Source organism: Chloroflexota bacterium, from assembly GCA_026706485.1.
In the GTDB taxonomy this organism is placed as follows: Bacteria; Chloroflexota; UBA11872; order UBA11872; family UBA11872; genus JAJECS01.
Genome location: JAPOYR010000001.1, coordinates 16,899 through 41,249 on the forward strand (window position 1 = coordinate 16,899; position 24,351 = coordinate 41,249).

The 24,351-nt window shown below is 69.4% G+C and carries 20 protein-coding genes and 1 pseudogene; 10 read left to right on the forward strand and 11 right to left on the reverse strand.

Going from position 1 to position 24,351, the window contains the following annotated elements:
* Nucleotides 1-11: 11 nt before the first annotated feature.
* From yidD to OXG79_00105, 5 genes are all read right to left on the reverse strand, one after another.
* Complete coding sequence (gene yidD, locus OXG79_00085; GenBank protein ID MCY3782170.1) at nt 12-221, reverse strand: membrane protein insertion efficiency factor YidD; 210 nt, start codon at nt 219-221, stop codon at nt 12-14.
* Nucleotides 218-568: a ribonuclease P protein component gene (gene rnpA, locus OXG79_00090; protein ID MCY3782171.1), complete on the reverse strand. Its 351-nt coding sequence runs from the start codon at nt 566-568 to the stop codon at nt 218-220. The genes yidD and rnpA overlap by 4 nt, the downstream gene beginning before the upstream one ends.
* Nucleotides 569-616: 48 nt before the next feature.
* Nucleotides 617-751 (reverse strand): 50S ribosomal protein L34, encoded by a 135-nt coding sequence (gene rpmH, locus OXG79_00095; GenBank protein ID MCY3782172.1) that lies wholly within the window; start codon nt 749-751, stop codon nt 617-619.
* Nucleotides 752-932: 181 nt separating this feature from the next.
* Nucleotides 933-2,054 (reverse strand): citrate synthase, encoded by a 1,122-nt coding sequence (locus OXG79_00100; GenBank protein ID MCY3782173.1) that lies wholly within the window; start codon nt 2,052-2,054, stop codon nt 933-935.
* Nucleotides 2,055-2,173: 119 nt separating this feature from the next.
* Nucleotides 2,174-3,589 carry an amidase family protein gene (locus tag OXG79_00105; GenBank protein MCY3782174.1) on the reverse strand — a complete coding sequence of 472 codons (1,416 nt, stop codon included), beginning with the start codon at nt 3,587-3,589 and terminating at the stop codon, nt 2,174-2,176.
* Between the two features lie 574 nt (nt 3,590-4,163).
* Between OXG79_00105 and OXG79_00110 the strand changes: the two genes are divergently transcribed.
* The 6 genes from OXG79_00110 (at nt 4,164) to OXG79_00135 (ending at nt 10,496) form a co-directional block, all read left to right on the forward strand.
* Entirely contained in the window at nt 4,164-5,330 is a 1,167-nt protein-coding gene (locus OXG79_00110; protein MCY3782175.1) for a hypothetical protein, read from the forward strand.
* A 197-nt stretch (nt 5,331-5,527) separates the two neighbouring features.
* Nucleotides 5,528-6,493 (forward strand): aminopeptidase, encoded by a 966-nt coding sequence (locus tag OXG79_00115; GenBank protein ID MCY3782176.1) that lies wholly within the window; start codon nt 5,528-5,530, stop codon nt 6,491-6,493.
* A 42-nt stretch (nt 6,494-6,535) separates the two neighbouring features.
* Nucleotides 6,536-7,435 carry a hypothetical protein gene (locus OXG79_00120; GenBank protein ID MCY3782177.1) on the forward strand — a complete coding sequence of 300 codons (900 nt, stop codon included), beginning with the start codon at nt 6,536-6,538 and terminating at the stop codon, nt 7,433-7,435.
* Nucleotides 7,436-7,561: 126 nt separating this feature from the next.
* Nucleotides 7,562-8,263, forward strand: coding sequence for a response regulator transcription factor (locus OXG79_00125; protein ID MCY3782178.1), 702 nt, complete (start codon nt 7,562-7,564; stop codon nt 8,261-8,263).
* On the forward strand, nt 8,260-9,699 hold the full coding sequence (locus tag OXG79_00130; protein ID MCY3782179.1) for an ATP-binding protein: 1,440 nt from the start codon (nt 8,260-8,262) through the stop codon (nt 9,697-9,699). Before OXG79_00125 ends, OXG79_00130 begins: the two co-directional genes overlap by 4 nt.
* A 170-nt stretch (nt 9,700-9,869) precedes the next feature.
* Nucleotides 9,870-10,496, forward strand: coding sequence for a Crp/Fnr family transcriptional regulator (locus OXG79_00135; GenBank protein MCY3782180.1), 627 nt, complete (start codon nt 9,870-9,872; stop codon nt 10,494-10,496).
* A gap of 68 nt (nt 10,497-10,564) precedes the next feature.
* Here the strand turns inward: OXG79_00135 and OXG79_00140 are convergent, their stop codons facing one another.
* Nucleotides 10,565-11,797, reverse strand: coding sequence for a TRC40/GET3/ArsA family transport-energizing ATPase (locus OXG79_00140; protein ID MCY3782181.1), 1,233 nt, complete (start codon nt 11,795-11,797; stop codon nt 10,565-10,567).
* Nucleotides 11,784-12,797 (reverse strand): annotated as a pseudogene (gene selD, locus OXG79_00145) (selenide, water dikinase SelD). The gene OXG79_00140 and the pseudogene selD overlap by 14 nt, the downstream one beginning before the upstream one ends.
* A gap of 114 nt (nt 12,798-12,911) precedes the next feature.
* Between selD and OXG79_00150 the strand changes: the two are divergent.
* The 4 genes from OXG79_00150 (at nt 12,912) to OXG79_00165 (ending at nt 17,504) form a co-directional block, all read left to right on the forward strand.
* Nucleotides 12,912-14,273, forward strand: coding sequence for a hypothetical protein (locus OXG79_00150; protein ID MCY3782182.1), 1,362 nt, complete (start codon nt 12,912-12,914; stop codon nt 14,271-14,273).
* 202 nt (nt 14,274-14,475) lie between these two features.
* Complete coding sequence (gene tyrS, locus OXG79_00155; protein MCY3782183.1) at nt 14,476-15,714, forward strand: tyrosine--tRNA ligase; 1,239 nt, start codon at nt 14,476-14,478, stop codon at nt 15,712-15,714.
* Between the two features lie 220 nt (nt 15,715-15,934).
* Entirely contained in the window at nt 15,935-16,552 is a 618-nt protein-coding gene (locus OXG79_00160; protein MCY3782184.1) for a DNA-3-methyladenine glycosylase I, read from the forward strand.
* A 16-nt stretch (nt 16,553-16,568) separates the two neighbouring features.
* Nucleotides 16,569-17,504 carry a hypothetical protein gene (locus tag OXG79_00165; GenBank protein ID MCY3782185.1) on the forward strand — a complete coding sequence of 312 codons (936 nt, stop codon included), beginning with the start codon at nt 16,569-16,571 and terminating at the stop codon, nt 17,502-17,504.
* A gap of 164 nt (nt 17,505-17,668) precedes the next feature.
* Here OXG79_00165 and OXG79_00170 read toward each other — a convergent pair whose 3' ends face one another.
* The 4 genes from OXG79_00170 to OXG79_00185 form a co-directional block, all read right to left on the reverse strand.
* Nucleotides 17,669-20,824 carry a serine hydroxymethyltransferase gene (locus tag OXG79_00170; GenBank protein ID MCY3782186.1) on the reverse strand — a complete coding sequence of 1,052 codons (3,156 nt, stop codon included), beginning with the start codon at nt 20,822-20,824 and terminating at the stop codon, nt 17,669-17,671.
* A 66-nt stretch (nt 20,825-20,890) separates the two neighbouring features.
* Entirely contained in the window at nt 20,891-21,595 is a 705-nt protein-coding gene (locus OXG79_00175; protein ID MCY3782187.1) for a sulfite oxidase-like oxidoreductase, read from the reverse strand.
* A 279-nt stretch (nt 21,596-21,874) separates the two neighbouring features.
* Nucleotides 21,875-22,495: an NYN domain-containing protein gene (locus OXG79_00180; protein ID MCY3782188.1), complete on the reverse strand. Its 621-nt coding sequence runs from the start codon at nt 22,493-22,495 to the stop codon at nt 21,875-21,877.
* Between the two features lie 164 nt (nt 22,496-22,659).
* Nucleotides 22,660-24,324 carry a class A beta-lactamase-related serine hydrolase gene (locus tag OXG79_00185; protein ID MCY3782189.1) on the reverse strand — a complete coding sequence of 555 codons (1,665 nt, stop codon included), beginning with the start codon at nt 24,322-24,324 and terminating at the stop codon, nt 22,660-22,662.
* Between the last annotated feature and the right edge of the window lie 27 nt (nt 24,325-24,351).

Consider the following 24,351-nt stretch of genomic DNA (forward strand, 5'->3'; position numbering starts at 1 on the left):
GAGATCCGCGGCTAGGGCACCGGGTCGAAGCCGCCGGCGGCGAAGGGATGGCAGCGCGCAATGCGTCGCAGCGCGAGCCAGAGCCCGCGAGCCACGCCGTAGCGCTCGACAGCGACGGCGGCGAATTCGGAACAGGTCGGCTCATAGATGCAGTGGGCGCCAAGCCCCCCGGAGAGCCACCGCTGGTAGCCGCGAATCAGGGCGAGCACCGGGCGCTTCACGCCAGGCTCGGGACTTGTGCGGCGCGTGCCTGCGCCAGGGATTTGGCCACCGCCCCGGTGAGGCAGTCCCAGGGCGCGTCGGCCACCGGCCGGCGCGCCTGCGCCACCATGTCGACGACCGGTTGCGGCGTTGCCAGGTGCGGCCGAAACGCCGCCCGCAAGCGGCGACGCATGCGGTTTCGGGCGACCGCGGCGCCAAGCCGGCGCGGCGTCGTGATGGCCAAACGGGTCGTCTCGGAGTCGCCCGGCGCCACAAACAGCACGAAATAGGGGCAGGCCACGCGCATGCCGCGGCGCCGCACGCGCGAGATGTCGGCGGCGCCTCGCAGCCGATGGCGATTGCTCATGGCATGCCCGCGGCGACGGAGCCGCTGTCCATCCCGAGCGCCAGGAGCCTAGACCGTGAGCCGCTTGCGACCCTTACGCCGCCGGCGGCGAAGAATCGCGCGCCCGGACCGGCTAGACATGCGGGCACGAAAACCGTGCTCACGCTTGCGTTTGCGAACCTTGGGCTGGTACGTGCGTTTCATCGGAGGGGAAGAGCGCGGCGACAAGACATGCCGCGGGGCTGAAGTGTAGCACCGGTCCCGCTTCCCACTGACACGGAGCGCAGCGCACGGGCGGTTCGCGAACCGCCCCTACCTCCCGCCATCGCCACCGGATGCCTCACGGACGCGCGGCGTTGGGCACGGGCACGTTGGACTCTCGGCGCTAGCCGCGCTCCGCCATGGGGGTGTAGGCCCGATCCGTGTGCCCGATGTACTCGGCGCGGGGTCGGATCAGCCGGTTGTCGCCGAGCTGTTCCAGCACATGGGCGGTCCAGCCGCTGGTGCGGCTCATGGCGAAGATCGGCGTGAACAGATTCACCGGCAGCCCGAGCGCGGCGTAGACCGTGGCGGAGAAGAAGTCCACGTTGGAGTCGATCCCCTTCTCGTCCATCATCACGCGCTCGATCACCTGGGAAATCTCGAACCACTCGGGGTGGCCGGAGGTGCGGCTGAGCTCGCGGGACATGCCGCGCAGGATGGTGGCGCGCGGGTCGGCGGTCTTGTAGACGCGGTGCCCGAAGCCCATGATCAACTCGCGCCGGGCCAGGCGCTCGCGCACCCAGTCCTCGGCCGCGTCGGGCGACCCGATTTCGATCAGCATCTCCATCACGCCCTGGTTGGCGCCGCCGTGCAGCGGACCGCGCAGGGCGCCGATGGCGCCGGTGACGGCCGAGTGCATGTCGGAAAGGGTGGCGGCGATCACACGGCCCGCGAAGGTGCTGGCGTTGAGCTCGTGGTCGGCCTGCAAGACCAGGAGCACGTCCAGGGCGCGGGCGGCGGTCTCGTCGGGCCGCTCGCCGGTGTACATCTGAAGGAACGCGTCGGCGACCGGGCCTTCGGCCGAGGTGATCGGCTCATTGCCGGCTGCAAGTCGGGCGAAGGTGGCGACGACCGCCGACACTTGCGCGAGCAGGCGCACCGACTTTCGGGCGTTGGCTTCCAGGGAGTTGTCGCCCAGATCGGGGTCAAACGCGCCCAACATGGAGACGCCGCTGCGCAAGGCGTCCATCGGCGGCGTTGACTGCGGGACGAGGCGTAGAGCGTCGACCACCGGCGGCGGCAACGCGTAGGCCGCGGACAGCTCGTTGAGCAAGCTGTCGAGCTGGCTCTGCGTCGGCAGCTCGTCATGCCAGAGCAGATGCGCCACTTCTTCAAACGTGGCGTCACTCGCCAGATCGAAGATATCGATCCCGCGATAGGTGAGCTTGCCGGCCAGACCGTCGATCGAGCTGATCGCCGAGGTACCGGCCACGACCCCTTCGAGACCACCGGAACGACTGGTCATCGCCTGTCCTTCATTAACCGGGCGCGCCCGGCGCGCCGCCACCCGCCGATGCGGAGCACACGGAAGGCGGGGCTAGCCCGGCTACGACCTTTTTCGGGGTCATGGTAGCCGATGGCGTGCTACGCCTCCGGGTCCGGCGGCTGCATGTGCGCCGCGGGCCAGTGGGCGTCAAATGCCGCGGCGAAGCGCAGCACGTCGGCGTCGGCATGTCGGGCGCCGACGATCTGCAGCCCGACGGGGAGACCGTCGCGCGTGACCCCGGCGGGCACGGTGGCCGCCGGCTGGCCGGTCATGTTGAAGGGGTAGACGTGGCGGAACCAGCGTTGGGCCCAGACGTTGGGGTCGGCGGGCCTGCCGTCCGGTTCGTCGATCGGCAGCGGGGGCATCAGGAGCGTGGGAGTCACCACCACGTCGTGCCGCGCGAAGAGGTCGGCCATCTCGTCCCAGAGTCGACGCCGCGCCGACCCGGCCGCCATCATTTCCATGCCCGACACTGCAAGCCCGGCTTCAGCCGCCGCGAGCAGGCTGGGCTCGCTGACGGCCCGCACCTCGTCCATGCGATGCCCCACCTGGGCGGCGAGGAGCGTGGTGAACAGGGTGGCCCATTCGCGGGTCGCGTCGCTGAGCATCGGAGGAACGGTGGCAAGCTCGCATCCAGCCGCGCGGAAGGCGTCGAGCGCGGCCGCGCAGATGTCCACCACTTCGGCGTCGACCACATCGGCGCCCAGCTGCGGCGCCCATGCCACCCGGGCGCCGTCGACGCCGGCGAGCGCCGCCTCACGGTAGTCGGCCTCGTCGGGCGGCAGCGTGATCAAGTCGTCCTCGTGCGGACCGGCAATGATCGCCAGCCCGAGCGCCATGTCCACCGCCGAGCGCGCCATGGGCCCCAGGTGGGAAACCGCGTCGCGGCCGCCGACGATGGGCACATAGGGCACGCGGCCCAACGAGGGCTTGTGGCCGAATACGCCGCAACAGCTGGCGGGAATGCGAATGGACCCGCCGCCGTCGGAGCCGAGTACCAGCGGCACGTAGCCGGCGGCGAGAGCCACGGCGGAGCCGCTGCTCGACCCGCCGCAGGTGTGCGAGGGGCTCCAGGGATTTCGCGTCGTCGGTCCCATGGGGTTGTGGGCGAAGGCCAGGTGCCCGAACTCCGGCATCGCGGTCATGCCCACCACGATGGCGCCGGCACGCTTGAGGCGCTCGACGGCCGGCGCGTCGCGCTGGCCCACGTCATCGGCGAAAAGCCGCGAGCCGCGGTGGAACGCCATTCCCCGCACCTGCATCTGCACTTTGATCGCCACCGGCACGCCGTGCAGCGGCCCCAGCGAATCGCCGCGGTCCACGGCGGCGTCGGCCGCGGCGGCCGCGGCCAGGGCCAGCTCCGGCGCGAGGTCCACAAACGCGTGCAGGCGCGCGTCGGCGGCTTCGATCCGGTCCAGGCTGGCCGTCACCGCCGAGCGCGAGGTCAGCTCGCCGCCGCGAATCCAGCGCGCGATGTCAACGGCGCGCGCGTAGGCCAGGTCGTCCGGTGACACGGCGGTGGCTCCGAAGGGTTATTCGGCCGAGCGGAGGCGAGTGTAGGAGCCGGCACACCGCGCCGCGAGCCGGGGAGATACGCTCGCTGACGTTGTGTCGAGAGGTTTGCCATCGCATGGCGCGTTTCCAATCTCCCGCGGGCGGTTAGCGATAGGACGCATGCGGCACGCTGAGCCGCGCGCGTTGTGCGCCGGCGCGCGCTGGGTATCGTTGAAGTCGCGGCCACTGCGTCGACGCCTGGCGTGGACCGCGGCGCTGGCGCTCATTCTGGCGGCCACGTGGGCATGCGACCCGTCCGACGACGCGAGATCCGAGGTCGAAGCGCCCGCGACGGTGGCGGCGATTCTCGCCACGCCGCCCCCGGCTCCGACCCAGTCCCAACCGGCCCCTGCGACGGCAGTCCCGACCGCCGTTCGCGCGGAGGCTTCACCCACGGTCGCGGCTGAACCGGTAGCCGCCACGCCGACACCTCCGCCAACGCCGACACCCGTCCCAACGCCGACGCCCAGGGTGTTCACGCCCACGCCGTCGGCTACGCCGACTCCCACGATCAGGCCACAGCCGGCGCGCCCCGTGGCGCCAGAGCTCGCGGCGCTGCTGGCGGAGATGGGCCCGAGGCTTGCGGCCTGGCGCGGCCTCGAACCGTGGGATGTTCCGGCGTCGCTGATGACGCCGGAAGAGTTTGCGGTGTGGCTAGTCGCCGCGCTCGAGGAGGAGTATCCGGCGGATGAGGCCGCAGCCGATCAGCTGGAATGGGACCTGCTCGGTCTGATTCGCCCTGACCAAGATCTCTACGAGCTGCAACTGGCGCTCTACACCGAGCAGGTTGCCGGGTTCTACGACTCGGATACCGAGGAAATCGTCGTCATCGGGGACCACGATGCGGCGGCCCCGATGATCATCGTGACTCTGGCGCACGAATACGTGCATGCGCTGCAGGACCGTGCGTTCGACCTGGATGCGCTGGAAGACAGCGTCGAAGGCAACCAGGATGCACTGGCGGCACTCCTGGCGCTTATCGAGGGCGACGCGACGGTTGCCGGGTTGCAGTACGCCATGCAGCAACTGCGGCAGGCGGAGCTCGCCGAGCTTGGATCGTCCGCGCAGCCGCCGGACGATGCGTTCTCAAAGTCGCCGCCGGCGTTGCAGGCCGTGCTGCTCTTTCCCTATGTGTCGGGCTACACCTTTGTGACGGCTCTGCTGGATGGCGGTTGGCGTGCGGTGGACGCCGCCTATGCGCGATTGCCGGCGTCAACCGAGCAGATATTGCATCCGGCCAAATATGCGGCGGGAGAGGCGCCGCTGGACGTCAACCTGCCATCAATGATCGGCCAACTGCCGCCGGGCTGGAGCGAGGTACGGCGCGATGTCTTTGGCGAATTCATGGTGAGCGTGTGGCTTGGAGGAACACAGGCTGTCCCGACGGCGGCAGGAGCGGCTGCGGGCTGGGGCGGCGACGCCTACGCGCTCTATCGGAACGAGCAGGGCCACGGGCTGCTGACGATGAAGTTTCGCTGGGACTCGGAAGACGACCTGGACGAATTCTGGGCGGCCCTGGTCGCTCACATGCTGGCAGACGGCCTTGGCGCTGGGCTTTCGAGCGACGACGGCACGACGGCCCAATGGCTGGGAGACGGACGTGCCGCCCACGCCGAGCGATCGGAGGATTCGGTGGTGTTGATCATCGGGCACACCACCATCCTGGTTCGCCTTGCGGCTGCTGTTCTCTCGCCGGGCTAGGCGGTCCGGACGGAGCAGCGCCGGCCCGGCGAAGGATTCGACAGACGCTCCGCGACGGCGCGGAGGACGGCAGCCGCTTGACGGATTCGGACCCATGTCGCGGCGAGCCGGGGATATCATTCGCGCGACCACTGTTTCAGGGGCGTGAAATGGACCATGTCGAGTCGGTGCGACCGGACACGCATCCACCGCGGAGGTTGACCGCCGACGAATTGGCGATGGTCGACAACGTGATGCGCCAGTGCCTGGCGGTCACCGCCGACGACCGGGTGGTGATCGTGACCGATCCCCCCAAGCAGGCCATCGGCGAGCTGTTCCATGTCGGCGCGCTGCGGCACGCGCGCGACGCGACGCTGCTGGTGATGCCGGTGGCCGAGCGCCACGGCAGCGAGCCGCCGACGGACGTCGCCGAGGCCATGGGCACCGCGACGGTTTGCGTGCTGCCCACGTCGAAGTCGCTCACGCACACTCGCGCGCGTACGGCGGCGACCGATGCCGGCGCCCGGGTGGCAAGCATGCCGTCGATCACCTACGAGATGGCCATGCGGACGCTGGCGGCGGACTACTCCGCCATTGCGCGCGAGTCGGAAGAGCTGGCGACCATCTTGAGCGCCGGCGCGGAGGTCACGCTCACCTCACCGGGCGGCTGCAATCTGACGTTTAGCGCCGTGGGGAGGGACGGCCTGGCCGACACCGGACACTTCACGACGCCAGGCGACATGGGGAACCTCCCGGCGGGCGAGGCGTTCATCGCTCCCGTGGAGGGCACCGCGACTGGAACCGTGGTGATCGACGCGGCCTCGATGATCGAGGACGTAATGCCGGACCCGCCGATGCGAATCCGAATTCAGGAGGGTCTGGCCGTAGGCGTGGAAGGCGCCGGCGCGGTGCAGCTCGAGGCGGTGTTCGCGGAGGTGGGCGACGGGGCGCGCAACCTCGCCGAGCTTGGGATCGGTACGAATCCCAATGCCCGGCTCAGCGGCAACATCTTGGAAGCCGAGAAGGTGGCGGGCACGGCGCACGTGGCGCTGGGCGCGAGCCTTCACATTGGTGGCACCGTTGACGTGCCGTTTCATCAGGACGGCGTGATCGCGCGTCCGACCGTTCACGTCGACGGCCGACTGATCATGCAGGACGGTCAGCGGGTGCCGCTCGCCGGATAGGCACACGGTTTCCGCCAACGCCACTAGAATCGCGGGCCTGCCATGAAAGGGCCGTCAGCCACGCCACACGACCGCGCCGCGCCGGTTGCGCGCATCTCGATCCGAGCCGTGGCGGTCATCGCGATCCTTGGCGCGATGCTGGGAGCCTGTGACCTGCCGGGCGTGCCAGCCACGACGGCCCGCCCTCCGGCCACGGTCACGCCGGATCCGACCCCCACCTGGACGCCGATTCCGTTTGCCACCGCCACGCCGACCCCCACGCCGTCCGTAACCGCCACACCAACTCCTGCAGAGGCGCCGGTGCCGCCGACGACGCCGGTGGCTTCGCCGGCGGTCGAGCCGTCACCGGCGCCGACAACATCGCCGACCATTCCGCCGACGCCGACGGGTCCGGTGCCGCCCACCGATGCCGAGCTGCTGGCACTGCTCCCGGGTCCGGGCGACCTGCCGGACGACCCCGCGTTGACGGTCCTCCAGCCCGGCGCCGGCGAAATCACGGCCGATGTGGTGGGCTTGGCCGACCAGTTTCTCGACCCATTGGTCGTGCGGCGCGGCGATCCGTTCCTGCTTGCGCTCGTGCTGGTGGGGAGCGCCGTCGAGCCCGTGGACGTGCAGGTGGTCGCCGGCATCATCGAGCGACCGGATACGTTTCTCGAAAGCCTGGCGCTCGGCCTGGTGCAAGGACTCCAGGCGGCAGCGCGGGCGGCGAATGTCACCGAGCTTGAGCCTCTATCATCGCCCGGAATCGGAACTGCCTCGGGCGCCGCTCGCACGCGCGTGGCCAGCGGCGGCGACATCTACGAGGCTCGCCTGGCCGTCGCCGTCCGCGACGGTGTCGCCGGGATGGTGATTCAGATCGCGCGAATCGATGACACGGCTGAGTTGCTCGACGCGGTGAGCATCCTGCGGCGCGTGGTGGAAACGGACCTCGTGCGCGGATGAGGCCCGGATCACTACACTGAAACGAGGCAGTCAGATGCAGAGTGGCATGGCGCCAGGGCCGAGGCACGGTGACGTCGGGCGGCGCGCCGGCCCTGCCGTGTCTCCGTCGCGATAGGTTGGCGGCAGGTGGCGCGCAGCGACGTTGAGCCCACTCCCCGGATCCTGGCGGTTGATGACGATCCGGCGATCCTGGATATGCTGCGACGCGGCCTGGGCATCGAGGGGTTCGACGTGCGCGTGGCCTCCGATGGCGCGCAGGCGCTCGAGGCCATCAACGCCGGGGCGGCCGACGTGGTGATCCTGGACGTGATGATGCCGGGACTCGACGGCTTCGACGTGCTCCACCAGGTTCGGGCGAAGAATGACGTTCCGGTCCTGTTCCTCACGGCGCGGGATCGCGTGGCGGACCGCATCCGCGGCCTGGACGCCGGGGCCGACGACTACCTGCCGAAGCCCTTCGCTTTCGGCGAGCTGGTGGCCCGCGTGCGAGCCCTGCTGCGCCGGCACGGGCCGGCCGAGCGCCGGGTGCTGTCCTTCGACGGCGTGCAGATGGACCTCGGGTCGCGGCAGGTCACCGCGATGGGCGAGCCCCTGAGCCTGACGCAGACCGAGTTCGAGCTCTTGCGCGCGTTGATGGAGCAGCCGGGCCGCGTGCTCACACGGTCGGAGTTGCTCGACCGGATGTGGGGCTACGAGCCGAGGGCCGTGTCCAACGTGGTGGACGTGTACGTCGGCTACCTCAGACGCAAGCTCGAAACGGCTGACCACCCACGCCTGATTCACACGGTGCGGGGCGTCGGCTACGTGCTGCGAAAGGCGACCGCGTGAGTATCCGGCTCAAGCTGGCGCTGTGGTACGTGGGCTTTGTGGTGGCCACGGTGCTCGGGTTTGGGCTGCTGCTGCACTTTCTCCTGGCGGCGCGGGTGCGAAGCGAAGTGGACGTGGCGCTGCAAGGCCGCGCGGGTCACGTGCTGGAGCTCGGTGAGGCCGGCCAGCCGGTCGCGGGCGTGCAAGCGACGCTTCCCCTCCTGCCGGACGCGATCACGACGGAGCTGGCGCAACCCGACATCTACCACCAATTCGTGAGCCCGTCCGGCATGCCCGAAATGACGTCGGCGAATCTGCGAGGACGGCAGCTCCCCGTGACTCCGGGGGTGTACGAGGCGCTGCGCACGGGAGAAGAGCAGTTCGAGGACGTGCGCTTGCAGGACGGCACCCGCATGCGCGTCCTGATTGCTCCGATCGTGTGGCAGGGCGAAATCGAGGGGGTGCTGCAGGTCGCGAGCTCGGTCGACGTCGCCGAGGGCGCCATTCTGCCGTTCCATGGCTATCTGCTCGGCGGGATGGCCGGCGTGGTTGCCGTGGCCCTGGTGAGCGGCTTATACCTCACGCGCAAGTCCATGAACCCGGTCAAGGCCCTGACGCGCACCGCGGAGGCGATCTACCAGGTCGGGGACCTCAGCCGACGGATCGAGGTTGGGAAGGGCGGGGACGAAATCAAGACGCTGGGCCGGACGTTCAATCGAATGCTCGACTCGATCGAGCAGCTGGTGACCTCGCAGCACCGCTTTCTGGCCGACGCATCACACGAGCTGAAGACACCGCTGACGGTGATTCGCGGCAATGCCGAGATCCTGTGCCGCGGCGCGGCACCCGGTGCTGACGACGAGGCCGCGGACGCGATCCTGCGCGAAGCCACGCGCATGCAGCGGATCGTGGACGACCTGTTGGCCATCGCCGAGCTGGACGCGGCGACGGAAATGCGGTTCGAGCCGGTGGAGGTGCGCGCGCTGGCCGAGCGAGCCGTCCACGACCTCGAACCGCTGGCGGGGAGCCGCGAGCTGTGGGTGCAGGGGGACGGCGAGGTGCTGATCTCCGGGGACGTGGACAGGCTCGAACGCGTGGTGCGAAACCTGGTGCAGAACGCCATTGCGGCGACGGAACCCGCGGGCCGGATCGAGGTCGACGTGCGACGGCACAACGGCATGGCGCGGCTGGTGGTGGCGGACGACGGCCGCGGGATCGATCCCGAGCATGTGCCCCACATCTTCGAACGGTTCTATCGGGTGGATCCCTCGCGGTCGCGCGCGACCGGCGGCACCGGGCTGGGCCTGACGATCGTCAAGCGCGTGGCCGAAGCGCACGGCGGCAGCGTGGAGGCCGGACGCAGCGAGCTTGGCGGGGCGGTTTTTGAGGTGCGACTCCCCGCGGACGGTCACGCCAGCCCGGCGGACGACCGCGCGAACGTGAGATATCACATCTGATCCACGGGCCTCGCTGGGGCCCGCGGCACGTCCTCACCTGATTTTCATGATTCGGTCCGGTTGTCGGCCTATGCTCCAGCTGACGCGGCGGACGTCGCCCGTGCTAAACGGAGGAGTGGTCGACAATGACGTCGAACACTGGCGGAGACCGGACCGTGGGCGCGAAGCTCATGGCTAACCTGCGCGCGGAAGGCGCGCACCCGGCGAACTATCGCGCCGGCGACCTCGTGATGGATCCGGCCGTGGACCGTCCGCGGGTCGGCATCGTGTGCGATGGGGCAATCACCGTCTGGCGCCTGAGCCCGAAGGGCAAGCAGCTTGCCACGGCCTCGCTGCGGCAGGGGGATTGGTTCGAGAACCTCTTCCCCAGCGAGACCTACGAGCGCACCTTCATCGAGGCCGATGCGCCGGCGCACGTAGCCTGGCTCGACGGGGCCGCCTTTCAGCGTTTGCTGCGCAAGTACCCGAGCTTCAGCGTCGAGCTCGTCCGATCGCAGATTCGGCGCTTGGCCGCGGTCGAGACTCGGGCGAGCCACACCGCCCTGGCCAGCGTGGCCGATTCGGTGGCGCTGGCCCTGCTGCAAATGGCCGAGCGCGAGGGCACCACGGACCTGGAAGTGACGCACGAGGAGCTGGCGCAGCGGCTCGGCACGGTGCGGGAAAGCGTGAGCCTGGCCATCAGCACGCTGCGGCGGGCGGGCGCCCTGGCGCCGGCGCAAGGACGCAAGCGGCTGATCTCCATTCTGAGCCTCTCGAAACTTCAGCAGCTGCTGGGCTACTACCCCTCGGGCACGTAGCCCACGCCCGTTCGGCCGCCGGCCGAACGGGAAGCCTTAGGCGCCCAGGCGGTCTCCCGCCTGGGCGCTTAGCTCGTTTTCGGCGGCAAGGCGGCGTCTGACGGCAACTCCGCGGCGGAGCGCGGCACGAACCTGATTCGCAGCTGACCCTCCTCGAGCCGCGCCCGCTGATGCTCCATGCGGGCCAGGGCGCGCGGGAGGACGATGTTGCGCCGAGCCGCGCCCATGCGCACGACCAGCTCGTCCCCGCGGCGGATCAGCGCCGCGTCTCGGCGGTCGATGAAAGGGGCCGGGATCTGAAACTCAAACTCGCCGTCGATCTGGGCGATGTGGTAGGGGCGCTCGCGCACCAGGACGGCCGCCGGATCCTCATCGCCGTGCATCAGCTCCCCCATGGCCCGCAGCCGGTCGAGCCCGACCACTTCCTCCGGAAACTGCGGGATCTCCAGGACGGGCACGGGATCGAACATGGAGTGGATTTCACGCATATAGCGCTGCTGCATGCGGCGCCAGCTGGCGGCAAAGTCTCCCGTGGCCTCCGCGGGGACGAGACGGTTCACCACCAGCGCGTCGGTGATGTGGTCGTACAGCGTCAGGTAGGTGAAGCTCCGCTGGGCCTCGCGGATGACCATCTTTTCCGGATTCACCACGATCCTGACCGTCGATTGGCCCGGCCGCGTGAGCAACACCCGCAGCTTCTCCAGCTCTTCGACCAGCTCGCCCATGGCGACGAAGACGGAATCCTCGGGCAGTGGCAGATCGGTGACCCGCCGCGCCATCGGGCGAACCATGCGCGCGAGCTGGCGATTGATCGGCAGCAGCTTGTCCATCCACCAGCGCCCGACCTCGGGAAACGCCAGCAGACGCAGCGTCTCGCCGGTGGGCGCGCAGTCCACGATCACCACGTCGAAGTCACCCGAGTCGACGTGACGGGTGATCCAGAGCAAGTTGGCCAGCTCTTCCATGCCCGGGAGCACGGCGATCTCTTCGGCCAGGAGGTCGTTGACGCCCCGCCACGTCAGCAGCGCTTCAAACCAGGACTGGACCGTTCCCCAATAGGTTTCGAGGTTGTAGTAGATGTCGCATTCCTGCGCCCACAGTCGCTCGGCCACCTTGATGGGCTCGGGGCCGAGCGGCTGGTCCAGGGAGTCGCCGAGGCTGTGCGCGGCGTCGGTGCTGAGGACGATGGTTCGCGCGCCGCGCTCCGCGCAGCGCAGGGCGGTCGCGGCGGCGACGCTGGTTTTGCCCACCCCGCCCTTGCCGGTGTAGAGGATGACGCGGGCGTCGCTAGCGCGTGACAAGGTCGGGCTCCAGGTGCGAAAGAGTGACGTGCAGCGGCGCTGCGCGTGCGGCGACCACCCGTCCGACGGTGGCCGCGGTCACCACGCCCGCCCCCATCAGCGCCTCGCGAAACGCGTGCTCATCCTCCGGTGGAATGGCGATCAGCAGCCCGCCGCTCGTCTGGGCGTCGGCCAGGAGCAACCGCTCGGCGGCGGGAAGCTCGGCGACCCACGTTACCTGGTCGTCCAGCGCGGCCAGGTTGCGCTCGGTGCCGCCCGGCACCTCGTCCGCGGCAATGAGCTCGCGCACCCCGGGGAATACGGGCACGTGGTCGGCAAACACCGTGGCCGAGCAGCCGCTGGCCTGCATCATTTCGCGCAGATGCCCCAAGAGCCCGTAGCCCGTGACATCCGTCATGGCATGGGCGCCGAACGTGCCGGCCACTTCCGCCGCCGCGCGATTCAGCGTCCGCATGCTGGCAACGGCGGCCTCCAATGCCTCGGGCGGCGCGGCGTCATGCTTGAGCGCGGTGCTGATGATGCCCGTCCCGATGGATTTGGTGAGCACCAGCAGATCGCCCGGACGCGCCCCCGCGTTGGTGATGAGCGCATCGGGATGCGCGGTGCCGATCACCGCCATGCCGAACTTGGGCACCGGATCGTCCACGGAATGCCCGCCGGCGACCACGGCGCCCGCCTCGATCACCGTGTCGGCGCCGCCGCGCTGGATCTCCGCAAGCACGTCGAGTGACAGAGTGTCGCGCGGAAACCCGGCAAGGTTGAGTGCAAACAGCGGTGTGGCCGCCATGGCGTAGACATCGCTAAGCGCGTTGGCCGCCGCGATGGCGCCGAAGTCGTAGGGGTCGTCGACGATGGGCGTAAACACGTCGATGGTCGCCACGATGGCAAGGTCGTCGCGCACCCGATAGACGGCGGCGTCGTCCATCGTGGCGGCGTCCACCAGCAGGTCGACGTGCGCCATCTGCGGCATGCGGCGCATCACGTGCGCCAACTCGGTCGGGCTGAGCTTGCAGGCTCAGCCGGCGCCGGGCGAATACCGCGTGAGCTTCGGTCGCGTCACATCCGAGGTCATTCTGGCAATCTACAGTACGCGGGAGGCGCCGCAGGGCTCCAGATGCATCAGGCCGTGCCGCGGAAACTGACGACGTCGGCGGGGCGCCGCCGGCTGCGGCGGATTTGGGCCGTCGCACTCGGCATGGGGATGATCGCCGCGGTGTCGGCCTCAAGCGCCACCGCTCGAGAGCCCGACGTCGACGCGGCCAAGCGCGACGCGCCGGTGGCGATTGCCGTGTCCTCGGGACGGTTCTACCCGGGACTCGGTGAGGACGGCACCGGATTCGGCGTGCGCAACTTTGCCGATGGGCCGCGGTTCTTTGACGCCTTCACGCGCTATGGCGGGCTCGACGTGATGGGATATCCAACGTCGCGCCCGTGGATCGGTCCGGGCGGGTTCATCTACCAGCTCACCCAGCGCGCCCTGATGCAATGGTCGCCGGATGATGACAAGGTCCAGCTGGCCAATGTCTACGAGATCCTGCGCGAGGCCGGATACGACGACGCGCTCTATGCGCGCTCGATTCCCCGCACCGAGCCCGACGAGTCGACGACGCTGGACGACGCGCGGGCCGTGCGGATGAGTTGGATGACCGATTCGGCGATCACGCAGGCGTTCCTGGCCAATCCCATCGAGCCCGACAGCGTGGATGCCGCCATCGAGCTCCACGGTTTGCCCATGTCCTATCCGGAGACTTTCGGTCCGTTCGTGGTACAGCGCTTCCAGCGGACGGCGCTGCAGCATTGGGTGGAAGCGGTCGATGGGGGCGAGCCGGTTGGCACGGTGGTGCTCGTCAACAGCGGCGACCACTACAAGGACCTGATGCTCGGGGGGGCGACGGTCACCACGCCCCATGCGCATGACGACACGCGAATGCTGGATCTGCGCGACGGGGCGGAGGTTTACGTGGACGCCGTCCTCGCCTGGACGACGCAGCGGAACTACAACGTCATCGACGACGCGCTCGCCGAGGCGCTGCGCCTGTTGGAGGGGGTGCCGTCGGCTACGCCGGGCCTCGAGGCCGCCGCCGAGGTTTCCGCCCCGATCCGCTATCGGTCACTCCCGATCGATGTCCACGCGACGTTCAATCCGCCGTCGCGAATCGCCGTCAACCGCGACCTCCAGCACGAGCGACTCGAAGCCGTGGCGGCAGTGCTCGCGCACGAGTTGCAGCATCTGGCGGACTTCCACGATGAGCGGTACGTCCCGTCAGACGCGGCATGTCTCGAGGCGGAGATCCGCGCCGTGACCGCGGCGGCGAACGCCTGGAGCTCATTGATGGGACCCGCCGGCGCGGAGAACCCGCAATCGCCCCTGGAGCGTATGCAGAATGCCGGGCTGCAGGCGTTGCAGGCGGGGAGCGAGACCATCCGCGCGTTGGTCGAGGACGGGTGGGCCGATCAGTGCTCCCAGCACCACTGAGCATTGACGGTGCGGGCAGCCGCCGCCTAGCATCGTCCATGGCCGTTTGGAACGCCCCGGAGCCCCGCATGCGTTGGGCATATAGACGGCCGGCGGTGGACGCCTAGCGAGACGCCGCCGGCTTCGCGTGACCACGATGGTGGCACGCCACGCGACGCATGCCGGCGCCAATGCCAGGCGCCTTCCTCAACGAGCTTCACCCATGCCTGCCAATGCCTTTGACGTTCTTGACGCGCGCGGCCTGATCTCGGCCGCCAGCGACGCCGCCGCGCTGCGCCGCGCCCTCGACCAGCCACTGACCTTTTACGTGGGGTTCGATCCCACCGCGACCAGCCTGACGGCCGGCCACCTGGTGACGCTGATGATGGCGCACCACCTGGAACAGGCGGGCAACCGGCCCATCCTGATCGCGGGCGGCGGCACGGGGATGATCGGCGACCCGTCGGACCGGCTGGACACGCGGGCGCTGCTGACGCAAGCGGACGTGGCGGCGAACGTGGCCGCGATCCGCACGCAATTGGAGCGGTTCGTCGATCTCAGCCAGGGCGACGCCCTGGTGCTCAACAACGCCGACTGGCTGGCGGAGCTGGGGTACCTGGAGTTTCTGCGGGACATTGGCCGCCACTTCAGCGTGAACGAAATGCTCGCCACCGACACCTACCGCAACCGGCTGGAGGCCGGCGAGAACCTGAACTTCATCGAGCTGAACTACCGCCTGCTGCAGGCCTACGACTTCCTGCATCTCTACCGGGAATACGGCTGCACCCTGCAGATCGCCGGCAGCGACCAGTGGTCCAACATCCTGGCCGGCGTCGACCTCATTCGCCGCGTGGAGCGCACGCAGGCCTTTGGGCTGGTGGCCCCGCTGCTGACGACGGCGGAAGGCGAGAAGATGGGGAAGACCGCGGCGGGCGCCGTGTGGCTGGATCCCGAGCGCACGCCGCCGTTCGACTTCTACCAGTTCTGGATCAACCTGGCGGACGGTCTGGTAGCGCAGGCGTTGGGCATGCTGACGACGCTGCCGATGTCGGAGGTTGCCGCGTTGCGCGACCTGCGCGGACCGGATATCCGGCGGGCCAAGCAGGCGTTGGCGCACAACGTGACGACGACCGTCCACGGCCGCGAGGCGGCCGACGCCGCGCGCGAAACGGCCCGGTCGCTGTTCGCCGACGCGACAGGCGACGCGGAGGCGGTGCCAATGACCCTGTTTGCCGCGGCCGAGCTGGAAGCGGGCATCCCGATCGTCGAGCTGCTGGTGCGCACCGGCCTCGCGACGTCGCGGGGAGCCGCGCGCCGGCTCATCGCTCAAGGCGGGGCTTACGTCGGGGACACCCGCGCCGAGGACCCGGAGGCCATCGTCGAGCGCTCGCACGTACCCGACGACGGCCTGCTGCTGCGGGCCGGACGCAAGCGGTATCACCGCGTGGTCGTGTCGGACTAGCCTTGTCTCCCGCGACTTTGTCGTTTGCCGCACCCCTGCGAGAACCGCCTCCGTTCGTGGTGAGCCTGTCGAACCACGCCCTTCGACAAGCTCGGCGCGAACGGATTGGGGCAACAATTGGGCAAAAGCTAGTTGCTTTTTTCGAGTCCCGTGAGGTGGCCGGGGATCGACGCAGGCCGCTACCCTCGAAGCTGAAGCATTCGACCGCCAAGGAGGCTGTATGGCATCCCGACGCCAGCCGGACGAGGTAGTGCCGCCGCGCCGCGTCAAGCTGCGCAAGTCCGCCACCCCGGAGGACATGGCGGACGCGGGGCTGCGCCGCGCGGCGGGGCAGACGATGCGCTGCGAGTGGGCCCAGCGCAATCCCGACCTGACCGTCTACCACGATGACTTCTGGGGCGAGCCGCCGGCCGACGACCGCGAGTATTTCGAGCGCATGATGCTGGAGATCTTCCACGCCGGTCTGAGCTGGACGCTGATCTGGAACAAGCGCGAGAGCCTGCGCCGGGCGTACGACGCCTTCGACATCGACGCCGTCGCTTCCTACGGACCCGCCGAGGTGACGCGGCTGATGAACGACCCCACCGTGGTCCGCAGCGCGAAGAAGATCGACGCAGCCATCGCCAACGCGCGCACGGTGCTCGAGCTCCAGGCCGAACACGGCGACCTGGCGACCTTTCTGCGACAGCTTCCCGACGACGCCGAGGACAAGATCAAGGTGCTGCGAAAGACCTTCGCCTTCATGGGGCCGGGCGTGGCGCGCGGCTTCCTAGAAGCCACGGGGCTGATTCCGGTGCCCCACCACCCCTACTGCTTCAAGGCCGTGAATGTCGGCTGATCCGGAAGCGCTGGCCATGAGGCTGCTCATTGGGACTCGCGAGGGCCTGCGCGACGGCGAGGGCGCGACGCTGGGATTGGGCGGACGGGCCATCCGCGCGCTGGCCGGTCGCCCCGATGATGCGTGGATGGTTGTCGACGGGCGGGAAGTCTGGCGGGTACAGGGCCGACGGTTGACCCCGGCGACGGCCGCGGGGGCGCTGGGCGATCCCGCGCTGACGTGTGTCCTCCCCACGCGCTCAGGTGTCTTCGTCGGAACGGAAGGCGCGTATCTCCGACGATTCAGCGGCCAGACGCGGTTGGGCAACGAGGCTCTCGCGCCGGTGGCCGGCTTCGACGAAGCCGAGGGTCGCGAGGACTGGTTCACGCCCTGGGGCGGGCCGCCGGCGACTCGGTCTTTGGCCATCGACCAACAGGGCGCGCTCTACGTCAACGTGCACGTGGGCGGGGTGCTCCGGTCCGACGACGACGGCGAAACCTGGCGGGCCACGGCCCTGAACATCCGCGCGGACGCGCACCAGGTCATCGCGCCCGGGGGCCATGAGGGTCTGCTCCTGGCGGCCACGGCGCGCGGGCTGGCCATTTCGCGTGACCGGGGCGACTCGTGGGAGTTGGACGTCCGCGGCCTGCACGCGACCTATGCCCGGGCGGTCGCTCTCAGCGGCTCTACGATCCTGCTCTCGGTCGCGCGTGGACCAGGCGGACAGGACGCGGCGGTGTATTGGCGTTCGCTCGGCGGCGGCGAGCCCTTCGTGCGCTGCCAGGACGGACTCCCGGACCGCTTCAACGGCAACATCGACACCCACACCCTCGTAGCCGACGGGCCCAATGCGGCATTCGCCGGTCCCGACGGGGCGGTCTATTGCTCGGCCGACGGCGGGCGCAGCTGGCAAGAGTCGTTCACGGGGCTGTCGACCGTGTATGCGCTGCTGATCGGTCCAGGTCCCGGCTAGACCTCGTTCCCGCGAGTGAGCGGCACGCGGCCACACCCCAAATGCCTGCGCGACAGGCGGGTCTGAGACCCGCCCCTACGCCAGGCATGCAAGTGCCGCCAGGATCGACAGGACTGGATTCCCGCCTCCGTGGGAATGACGGAGGGGTGACGGAGCGTCTGCCGCTACCCGCGGAAGCGGGTGATGACGGTGGCGGCGGCGGGTAGGGCGTAGCGACCGCCGGGGCCCAGGTCGGCGGGTGATTGGGGGCGGCCGGCGCGGCGCGCCGAGACGCCGGCGAAGATGCGCAGCTCGGTGCGCCGTCGCGTGTGCCTGGCGGCGACGTGGGCCATGCCGATCTGACGCCCGCTGGACGCACGGGTGGCGCTGGTGACCGTGCCAATCCAGGCGCCGCGTGGATCCGTGACGGGATCGCCCTGCCGCGCCATGGGCGTGCGCTCGTCGGCAATCGAGAAGCGCACGATGGACGACTTGCGCTCGGCCTCGCGCCGCACGTAGGGATCGCGCCCGACGAAGAACGGCTTGTAGGCCTTGACGAAGCGTCCGAATCCCGCGTCGCCCGGCGTGAGGTCCAGCGGCCCGGCGAGCTCGTGTCCGTAGAGCGGGAAACCGGCTTCCGTGCGCGTGGAGTCGCGCGCTCCGAGGCCAACCGGCACGACGCCGTCGTCCGCGCCCGCCTCGAGGATCGCGTCCCACACGGTGCGCGCGGCGTCCGGGTGGACGAAGATCTCGAATCCGGTCGCTTCACCCGTATAGCCGGTGTGGGAGATTTCAACGTCGGCGCCAGCGAGCGTAAAGGCGCGGACGTGGTTCATGCGCATGGCGTCCAGCGCGCGCCGCTCGTCGTCCGTGGCGACGATTCGCTGGAGGACTTGACGCGACTTCGGTCCCTGGAACGCCAGGTCCAGCCGCGCGGCGTCGCCCGCGGCCGGGCTCTTGAGGTCCAGGAGATCGGCGCGCACGGGCAATCGCGCCGCGCCGTCGCCCGCGACGACCTGATAGGCGCCGTCGTTCACACCCGTCAGCCAGGCCCAGTCCTTCGGCGCGTTTGCGGCGTTGACCACCGCCATGAATCGGTCTCGGGCCAGGCGGTAGATGATGAGGTCGTCCAGGCAGTCGCCGTTGGCGTCGAGCAGGTAGGTGTAGGCCGACCGGCCCACGCGAAGGCGGCTGGCGCTTCCGGTGACGACGAGGTCCAGGAACTCGGCGGCATTCGGCCCGGAGACGGCCAAGACGCCCATGTGCCCCACGTCAAACAGCCCGGCCGACTTGCGCACGGCCTGGTGCTCGTCCGCGATGCTCGTGTACCAGACCGGCATGTCCCAGCCCGCGAAGGGGATCAGCTTCTTCGCGTGCTCGGCGTGGAACGCGTGCAGGGGCGTGTGTTGCAGCTCCTCGGACTCGGGCTCGCGCCACTCGAACGGCTGGGGGCCGTCGCTGCCGGCGGCGACCGGGCGCCGGCCCACGAACCAGGGGCGGGACGCATCGTCGGGAGGCGCGTCCGGCAACGGCCCGCCGCTCACGCCGAGGCTCGCCGGAGCGTCGCCGTCGGCCACGGTCACGGAGACCGGGCCGCTGAGCTTTCGGCTCGGCTCGTCGGCGTCGACGATCACATAGCCGTCCGACGCTGCTTGAAGCCAGCCGGCGAGCGCATCCGTGTGGTCGGGATCGACGGCGATCAGGGCGGAGGTTTCGGCTGCCTCGGCAGGTCGGGCCACGATCGCGCTGATTGCATCGCCGCCGGGCGGACCGGCCAGGGCCACGTGACGCGTTTGCCCGGGCTCGAGATCGCGCACCCGCCGGTTGGCGACCTCGTCCAGGAACGGCATCGTGCGAGCGCCGCGAACGAGCAGCAGGCCTGATGTGCTCGCGGGCGGGTCGGCGGGCGGCGGTCCCTCGGCGTGCCCGCGACGGGCGAAGTCGAGCACCTCGGCGCGCAACGACCGCATGGCGTCGTAGGCCATGCGCCCGCGGTAGCGCGGAGTCCGGCGGCCGCTGTAGGTCACGCCGTGCATGGCGCGAAACGCGCGCGCCAGCATGCCGGCCAGCGTCTTCATGTCGTCCGGGCCATAGCCGCGTTGGGTCAGCCAGGGCGTCCCCATGCGAATGCCGGTGGGCGCGGCGAAGCCGCGGTCGCCGGGCACCGAGTTGCGATTGGCCACTATGCCCAGGGCCTCCAGCATGCGCACGGCCGGCTCGCCGCGCAGATCGCCCTGGGCTCCGACCCGGCGCAGATTCACCACGAAAAGATGGGTGTCGGTGCCGCCGTAGGCCACGCCGACGCCTTCCGATTCCAGGGCGTCGACCAGCGCCCTGGCGTTGGCAATGATCTTGTGCTGCGTGCGGTGAAACGCCTCCGTGGCCGCCATCTTGAACATGACCGCCATGGCCGCAATCTTGTTGAGGTGCGGGCCGCCCTGCTCGCCGGGAAACACGGAGCGATCGATCGCGCGCATCAGGTCGCGCCGGTGCGACAGGATCACCGCGCCGCGGGGGCCGAACAGCGTCTTGTGCGTGGTGAAGGTGACGACGTCGGCGACGCCCACCGGCGAGGGATAGGCGCCGGCGACGACGAGCCCAGCCGGATGTGAGATGTCGGCCATCAGCAGCGCGCCCACGTCATCGGCAATGGCGCGGAAGCGCTCCCAATCGGGCGCCCAGGGATACGAGGTGTAGCCGGCGATGATCAGCCGGGGGCGGGCGGCCTTGGCGCGCGCGGCGATGTCGTCGTAGTCGAGCTGCGCGTCGGGCCCCGGAATGCGGTAGCTGGTCGACTTGAAGCGACGCCCCGAGCGGTTCACGGACGCGCCGTGGCTCAGGTGCCCGCCGTGGGCCAGGGCCAGCCCCATGATGGTGTCCTCGGGCTCGAGCAGGGCTTCCTCGACGGCGTTGTTGGCCGCGGCGCCGGAGAGCGGCTGCACGTTGACCCACAGTTGGTCCGCGGCCACGCGGTCGTTGGCGAAGAGGTCCGCGCAGCGGCGCTGCGCCAGCGCTTCCACCAAATTGCTGAACTCATTGCCCTGGTAGTAGCGGCGATCGCCGTAACGCCGGGTGCGGGCGAGTTGCCGGTCGAGGTCGGCCAGGGCCGCCTCCTGGTCGCGAATCATCGCGGCCGCCGCATAGCCCTCGGCGTAGATGCTGGTGAAGGGCGACGCCAGCGCGTCCCGCACCGGCTTGGGCGTGAGGCTTTCGGACGGGATCAGGATGAGCTTGTCGCGCTGGCGCGCGTGCTCGCGCTCGATGAGGTCGCCCACCAGCGGATCGACGTCCGAAACGGAGCGATCGAGCGCGAGGTCGGCGTAGGTGGGGTCGAGGGACATCACGGCATCCTTGAGGTCAGCGCCATAAGCGTACGGCGGCTTCGCGAGCGCGACGAACGCCGCCGGCTATTCGACGACCCGGCGGCCTTCGCGGAGGGCTTTGGACCGAGCCTCCTGCATGGTCATGCGCACGCGGCCGCCGAAGCGTTCATTCAGCCAGGGGTCGCCGCGGACGTGATAGCCGCCCTTCTCCCAGAAGCCGGCCTCCTCGTGATCCATGAACTCCAGGCCGCGCACCCACTTGGCGCTCTTCCAGAAATACAGGCTCGGCAGCACCAGGCGCAGGGGTCCGCCGTGCTGTTGCGGCAGCGGGCCGCCGTCGTGGTTGATGGCGAACAGCACGTCGTCCTGGTCGAGCTCGGCCAGGGTGACATTGGTGGTGTAGCCGGGGTCGGCGTGAATCATCACGTAGTCCGCGCCGGGCAGCGGCTTGATGCGCTTGAGCACCTCGCGCACGTGCACGCCTTCCCAGAGGTTGTCGTAGCGGCTCCAGTGAGTGACGCAGTGGATATCCGAGGTGATCTCGGTGCGCGGCAGCGAGGTGAACTCGTCCCAACTCCAGCGCGCCTCTTCCTCCACCAGCCCGGTCACGCGGAAGTCCCAGCGGGTCATGTCGTAGGCGGCCGGCTCCTGGTAGTGCAGCACCGGCCACTTGGAGGTGAGGGTCTGGCCGGGCGGAAGGCGCGGCTCGCGCAACTCGGGCGGGCGCGGGCTGACGTCGGGCGTGTCCGGCGCCACGGCGGCGCGGGAGCCAAAGAGCCGGTCGAACATGGTCCGCTCCATGAGCAACGCGTATCTGTTGCCCGATGGTACTTCCCGAGTCTCCCGGTGGTGCGTGGTATCACCCACACAAGCCTGCCGGAGCGTCGGTGCCTTTTGGCCGGCCGGGGTTCGGCTAGCGGTCCGCCTTGATGGCCAGCGCCCCCTTATGGAGGTGGGAGCATGGAACACACCCCGGATTCCAAACGAGGCGGCGCCCAACCCTAACGTCGCAGTCATCTCATATTCGCCCGCCATCCGCAGGCGGGGTTCATGACCCGCGACCGGCCCTCATCCCCAATCCGGAGGCCTGTGAAATGAGCCGCGATGGTCGGAAAGCTCTTGCGGGAACTGACACTCCGCCAAAAGCTCATGATCAAGCGGTGCGTACGAAGTCGCGGCCTGCTGCAACCGACGTCCCTTGCCGCCGTGCGGGTTGATCACGTGAACCGGGCGTCTGAATTCCTGGGTCACAATGCGGATGGCCTCGACCAAGTCGGTGTCACCAGATAGAACGTACGCGCTCTGAAAGTCACGGCGGGCGGCGTCGAGGACCAGATGGACTGCCAGGTTGACATCGGAGCCCTTCTCTTCAGTCCGAGAGACGTAGGCGTGCTGTGGGCCTCCAGTCGGTGGGTTGACCAGTGGCATCCATCGCGGATGCCGCGAGAATCGCCCCTTGTAGATGGTGAGATTGTCAATAGTGCTAAGGGCTCGTTGGTACAGCTGCTGGCGTATCACCTTCGCCTGATCGCCACGGATATCTGCCGTGAAGTAGCGAATGCGATTCAGGTCATCACCCGGACGAATGCTGCGCCGGCAAAGCTCACGCAGGTCGAGCCAACGATTCGGGGTGCCTCTCAACGCCCCGTAGTAGAGGTTAAAGCCGTCGATGTAGACGTTGGCGCGCATGCCCAAAAAATAAGGGGCCGACCGAAGGCGGCCCCTCCCGGCCGTCGAAGACAGCCGGGGCGATTGCTCTATTTTCGCGGATCGACCCGCCGACCGTCAACCGGGGAGTAGTTCACATTGCTCACCCACGAACACGCGACCGCGCTGGACGTTCGTCCGTGCTTTCAGCCGGCCGGCGAGGAACTCGACACGGTCTGAGGGTCATACGCGCCGACGACCATGGAGGCGATCTCGGCCGCCGTCGCCTCGGCGCGCCCATGCCCCGGAACGTCGTGCGCCAGGATCACGATGGTGAGGGGGCCGGTCGAGAGGTAGACGACGCCGGCGTCGTTCGAGATGCCGGCGAGGTCGCCGGTCTTGTGGGCCACGGCGGCGCCCTCGGGCAGCTGGGCGGGGATGCGGTTGTTGCGCGTCTCGCCGAGCAGCAGGGTGCGCATACCCTGCACGTCCGCCAGCGTCCGCGGCCAGTGCGCCGGCCGCATGCCGAGCGCAACCTCCAGCAGCCTGGCCGCCTCGCGCGCGGTCGTCACCGGATGCGTGGTGAACACGTCGGTGGCGGTGAGACCGAGCTGACCGAGCGTCCACTGGATATTGGCGTAGCCAATGTGATCGCCGAGCAACACCGCCGCCGAGTTGTCGCTAAAGGTCATGGTCCGCTCCAACGCGCGTTCGATCGTGAGGCGCTGGCCGGGCGCGAGCGTCGCCGGGGGGGCGACCCGTTCGAGCACGCTCTCGTTCATCTCGAGCATGGAGTTGAAGTCAAGACCGATCACCGTGCGCTGGCGGTAGGCCTCGACGAGCAGGGGGAGCTTCCACAAGCTCGCCGCCCGCACCACGGTGTCGGCGTTGATGGCGACCTCGGCATCCGAGCCGGAGGGCGCCGCGTAGACCGACCAGTTGCCCGGCTCGGCGGCCAGGCGGCCGTTGATGGCGGCTTCCAGTTGATCGCCGACGGTATTCCCAGCGGCCAGGGACACCGCCTCCGCCGAGTCGACCGAAGCGAGCGCCGATTCCGGCATCACGCCAACCTCTTGCAGCACTTCATCCAGCAGCACCGTCGTCACGCTGCCGGGTGCCGGGAGTCCCTCCACCTCGTCGATCCAGTGCTGCAAGACGCCGCGCTGGAATCGCTGCGCCACGAACGGGCCGTGCCGCTCGGGGCGGGACATCGGCAGCCCCCATCGGTCGCGGGCGTGGTCGGCCGTCCAGACGAGTCGACCGATGGGATCGGGATTGGATTCGAATACCCCGCGGATCGCGTCGTCGGTGAGCCAGCCGGTGCGAATCTCGACGGCATGCTGGAACGACGTCGAGCCGTCGTGCTCGATGGGGCGGGGCACCTGACGTGCGGCGTAGAGCCAATCGGTGTGCCCGGCGCGGTCCATGATCTCCAGCGCGTTCGCCAGCACGACGCGACCTTCGCCCGCTTTCGATTGCAACAGGCCGTAGCGCAGGGCCTGATATTCGAACCCACCGGCCGCGAAAACCGCGCTGCGCGGCGGACCCAGCACCGGCAGGCCGCCCAGGCCGCGGTAGCTATCCCACCAGGTGACATCGCCGACGTTGCGGATCTCATAGCCGTGCCCGGCCTCGTCGCTGGCTTGCGGGTAGTGACGGCCGTTTTCGATGGGAAAGTCGTGCTCCGGCGCGGTGGTTGTGGTGTCCGCGGCCGCCGGCATGGTTGTCGCGGACCCCGCGAGCACGGGGAGCAGCGCGGACGCGGCGCCCAACGCCAGCACGCGACGCCGGCCGATGGGGCGAGGGATCAGCGGCGTGCCTCCCCTGGAGCGCTGCCAGCGAACCTTACGCCACGCGCGGCGGGTGAGCACTTCGAACCACGAGACGGCCGGCGGACG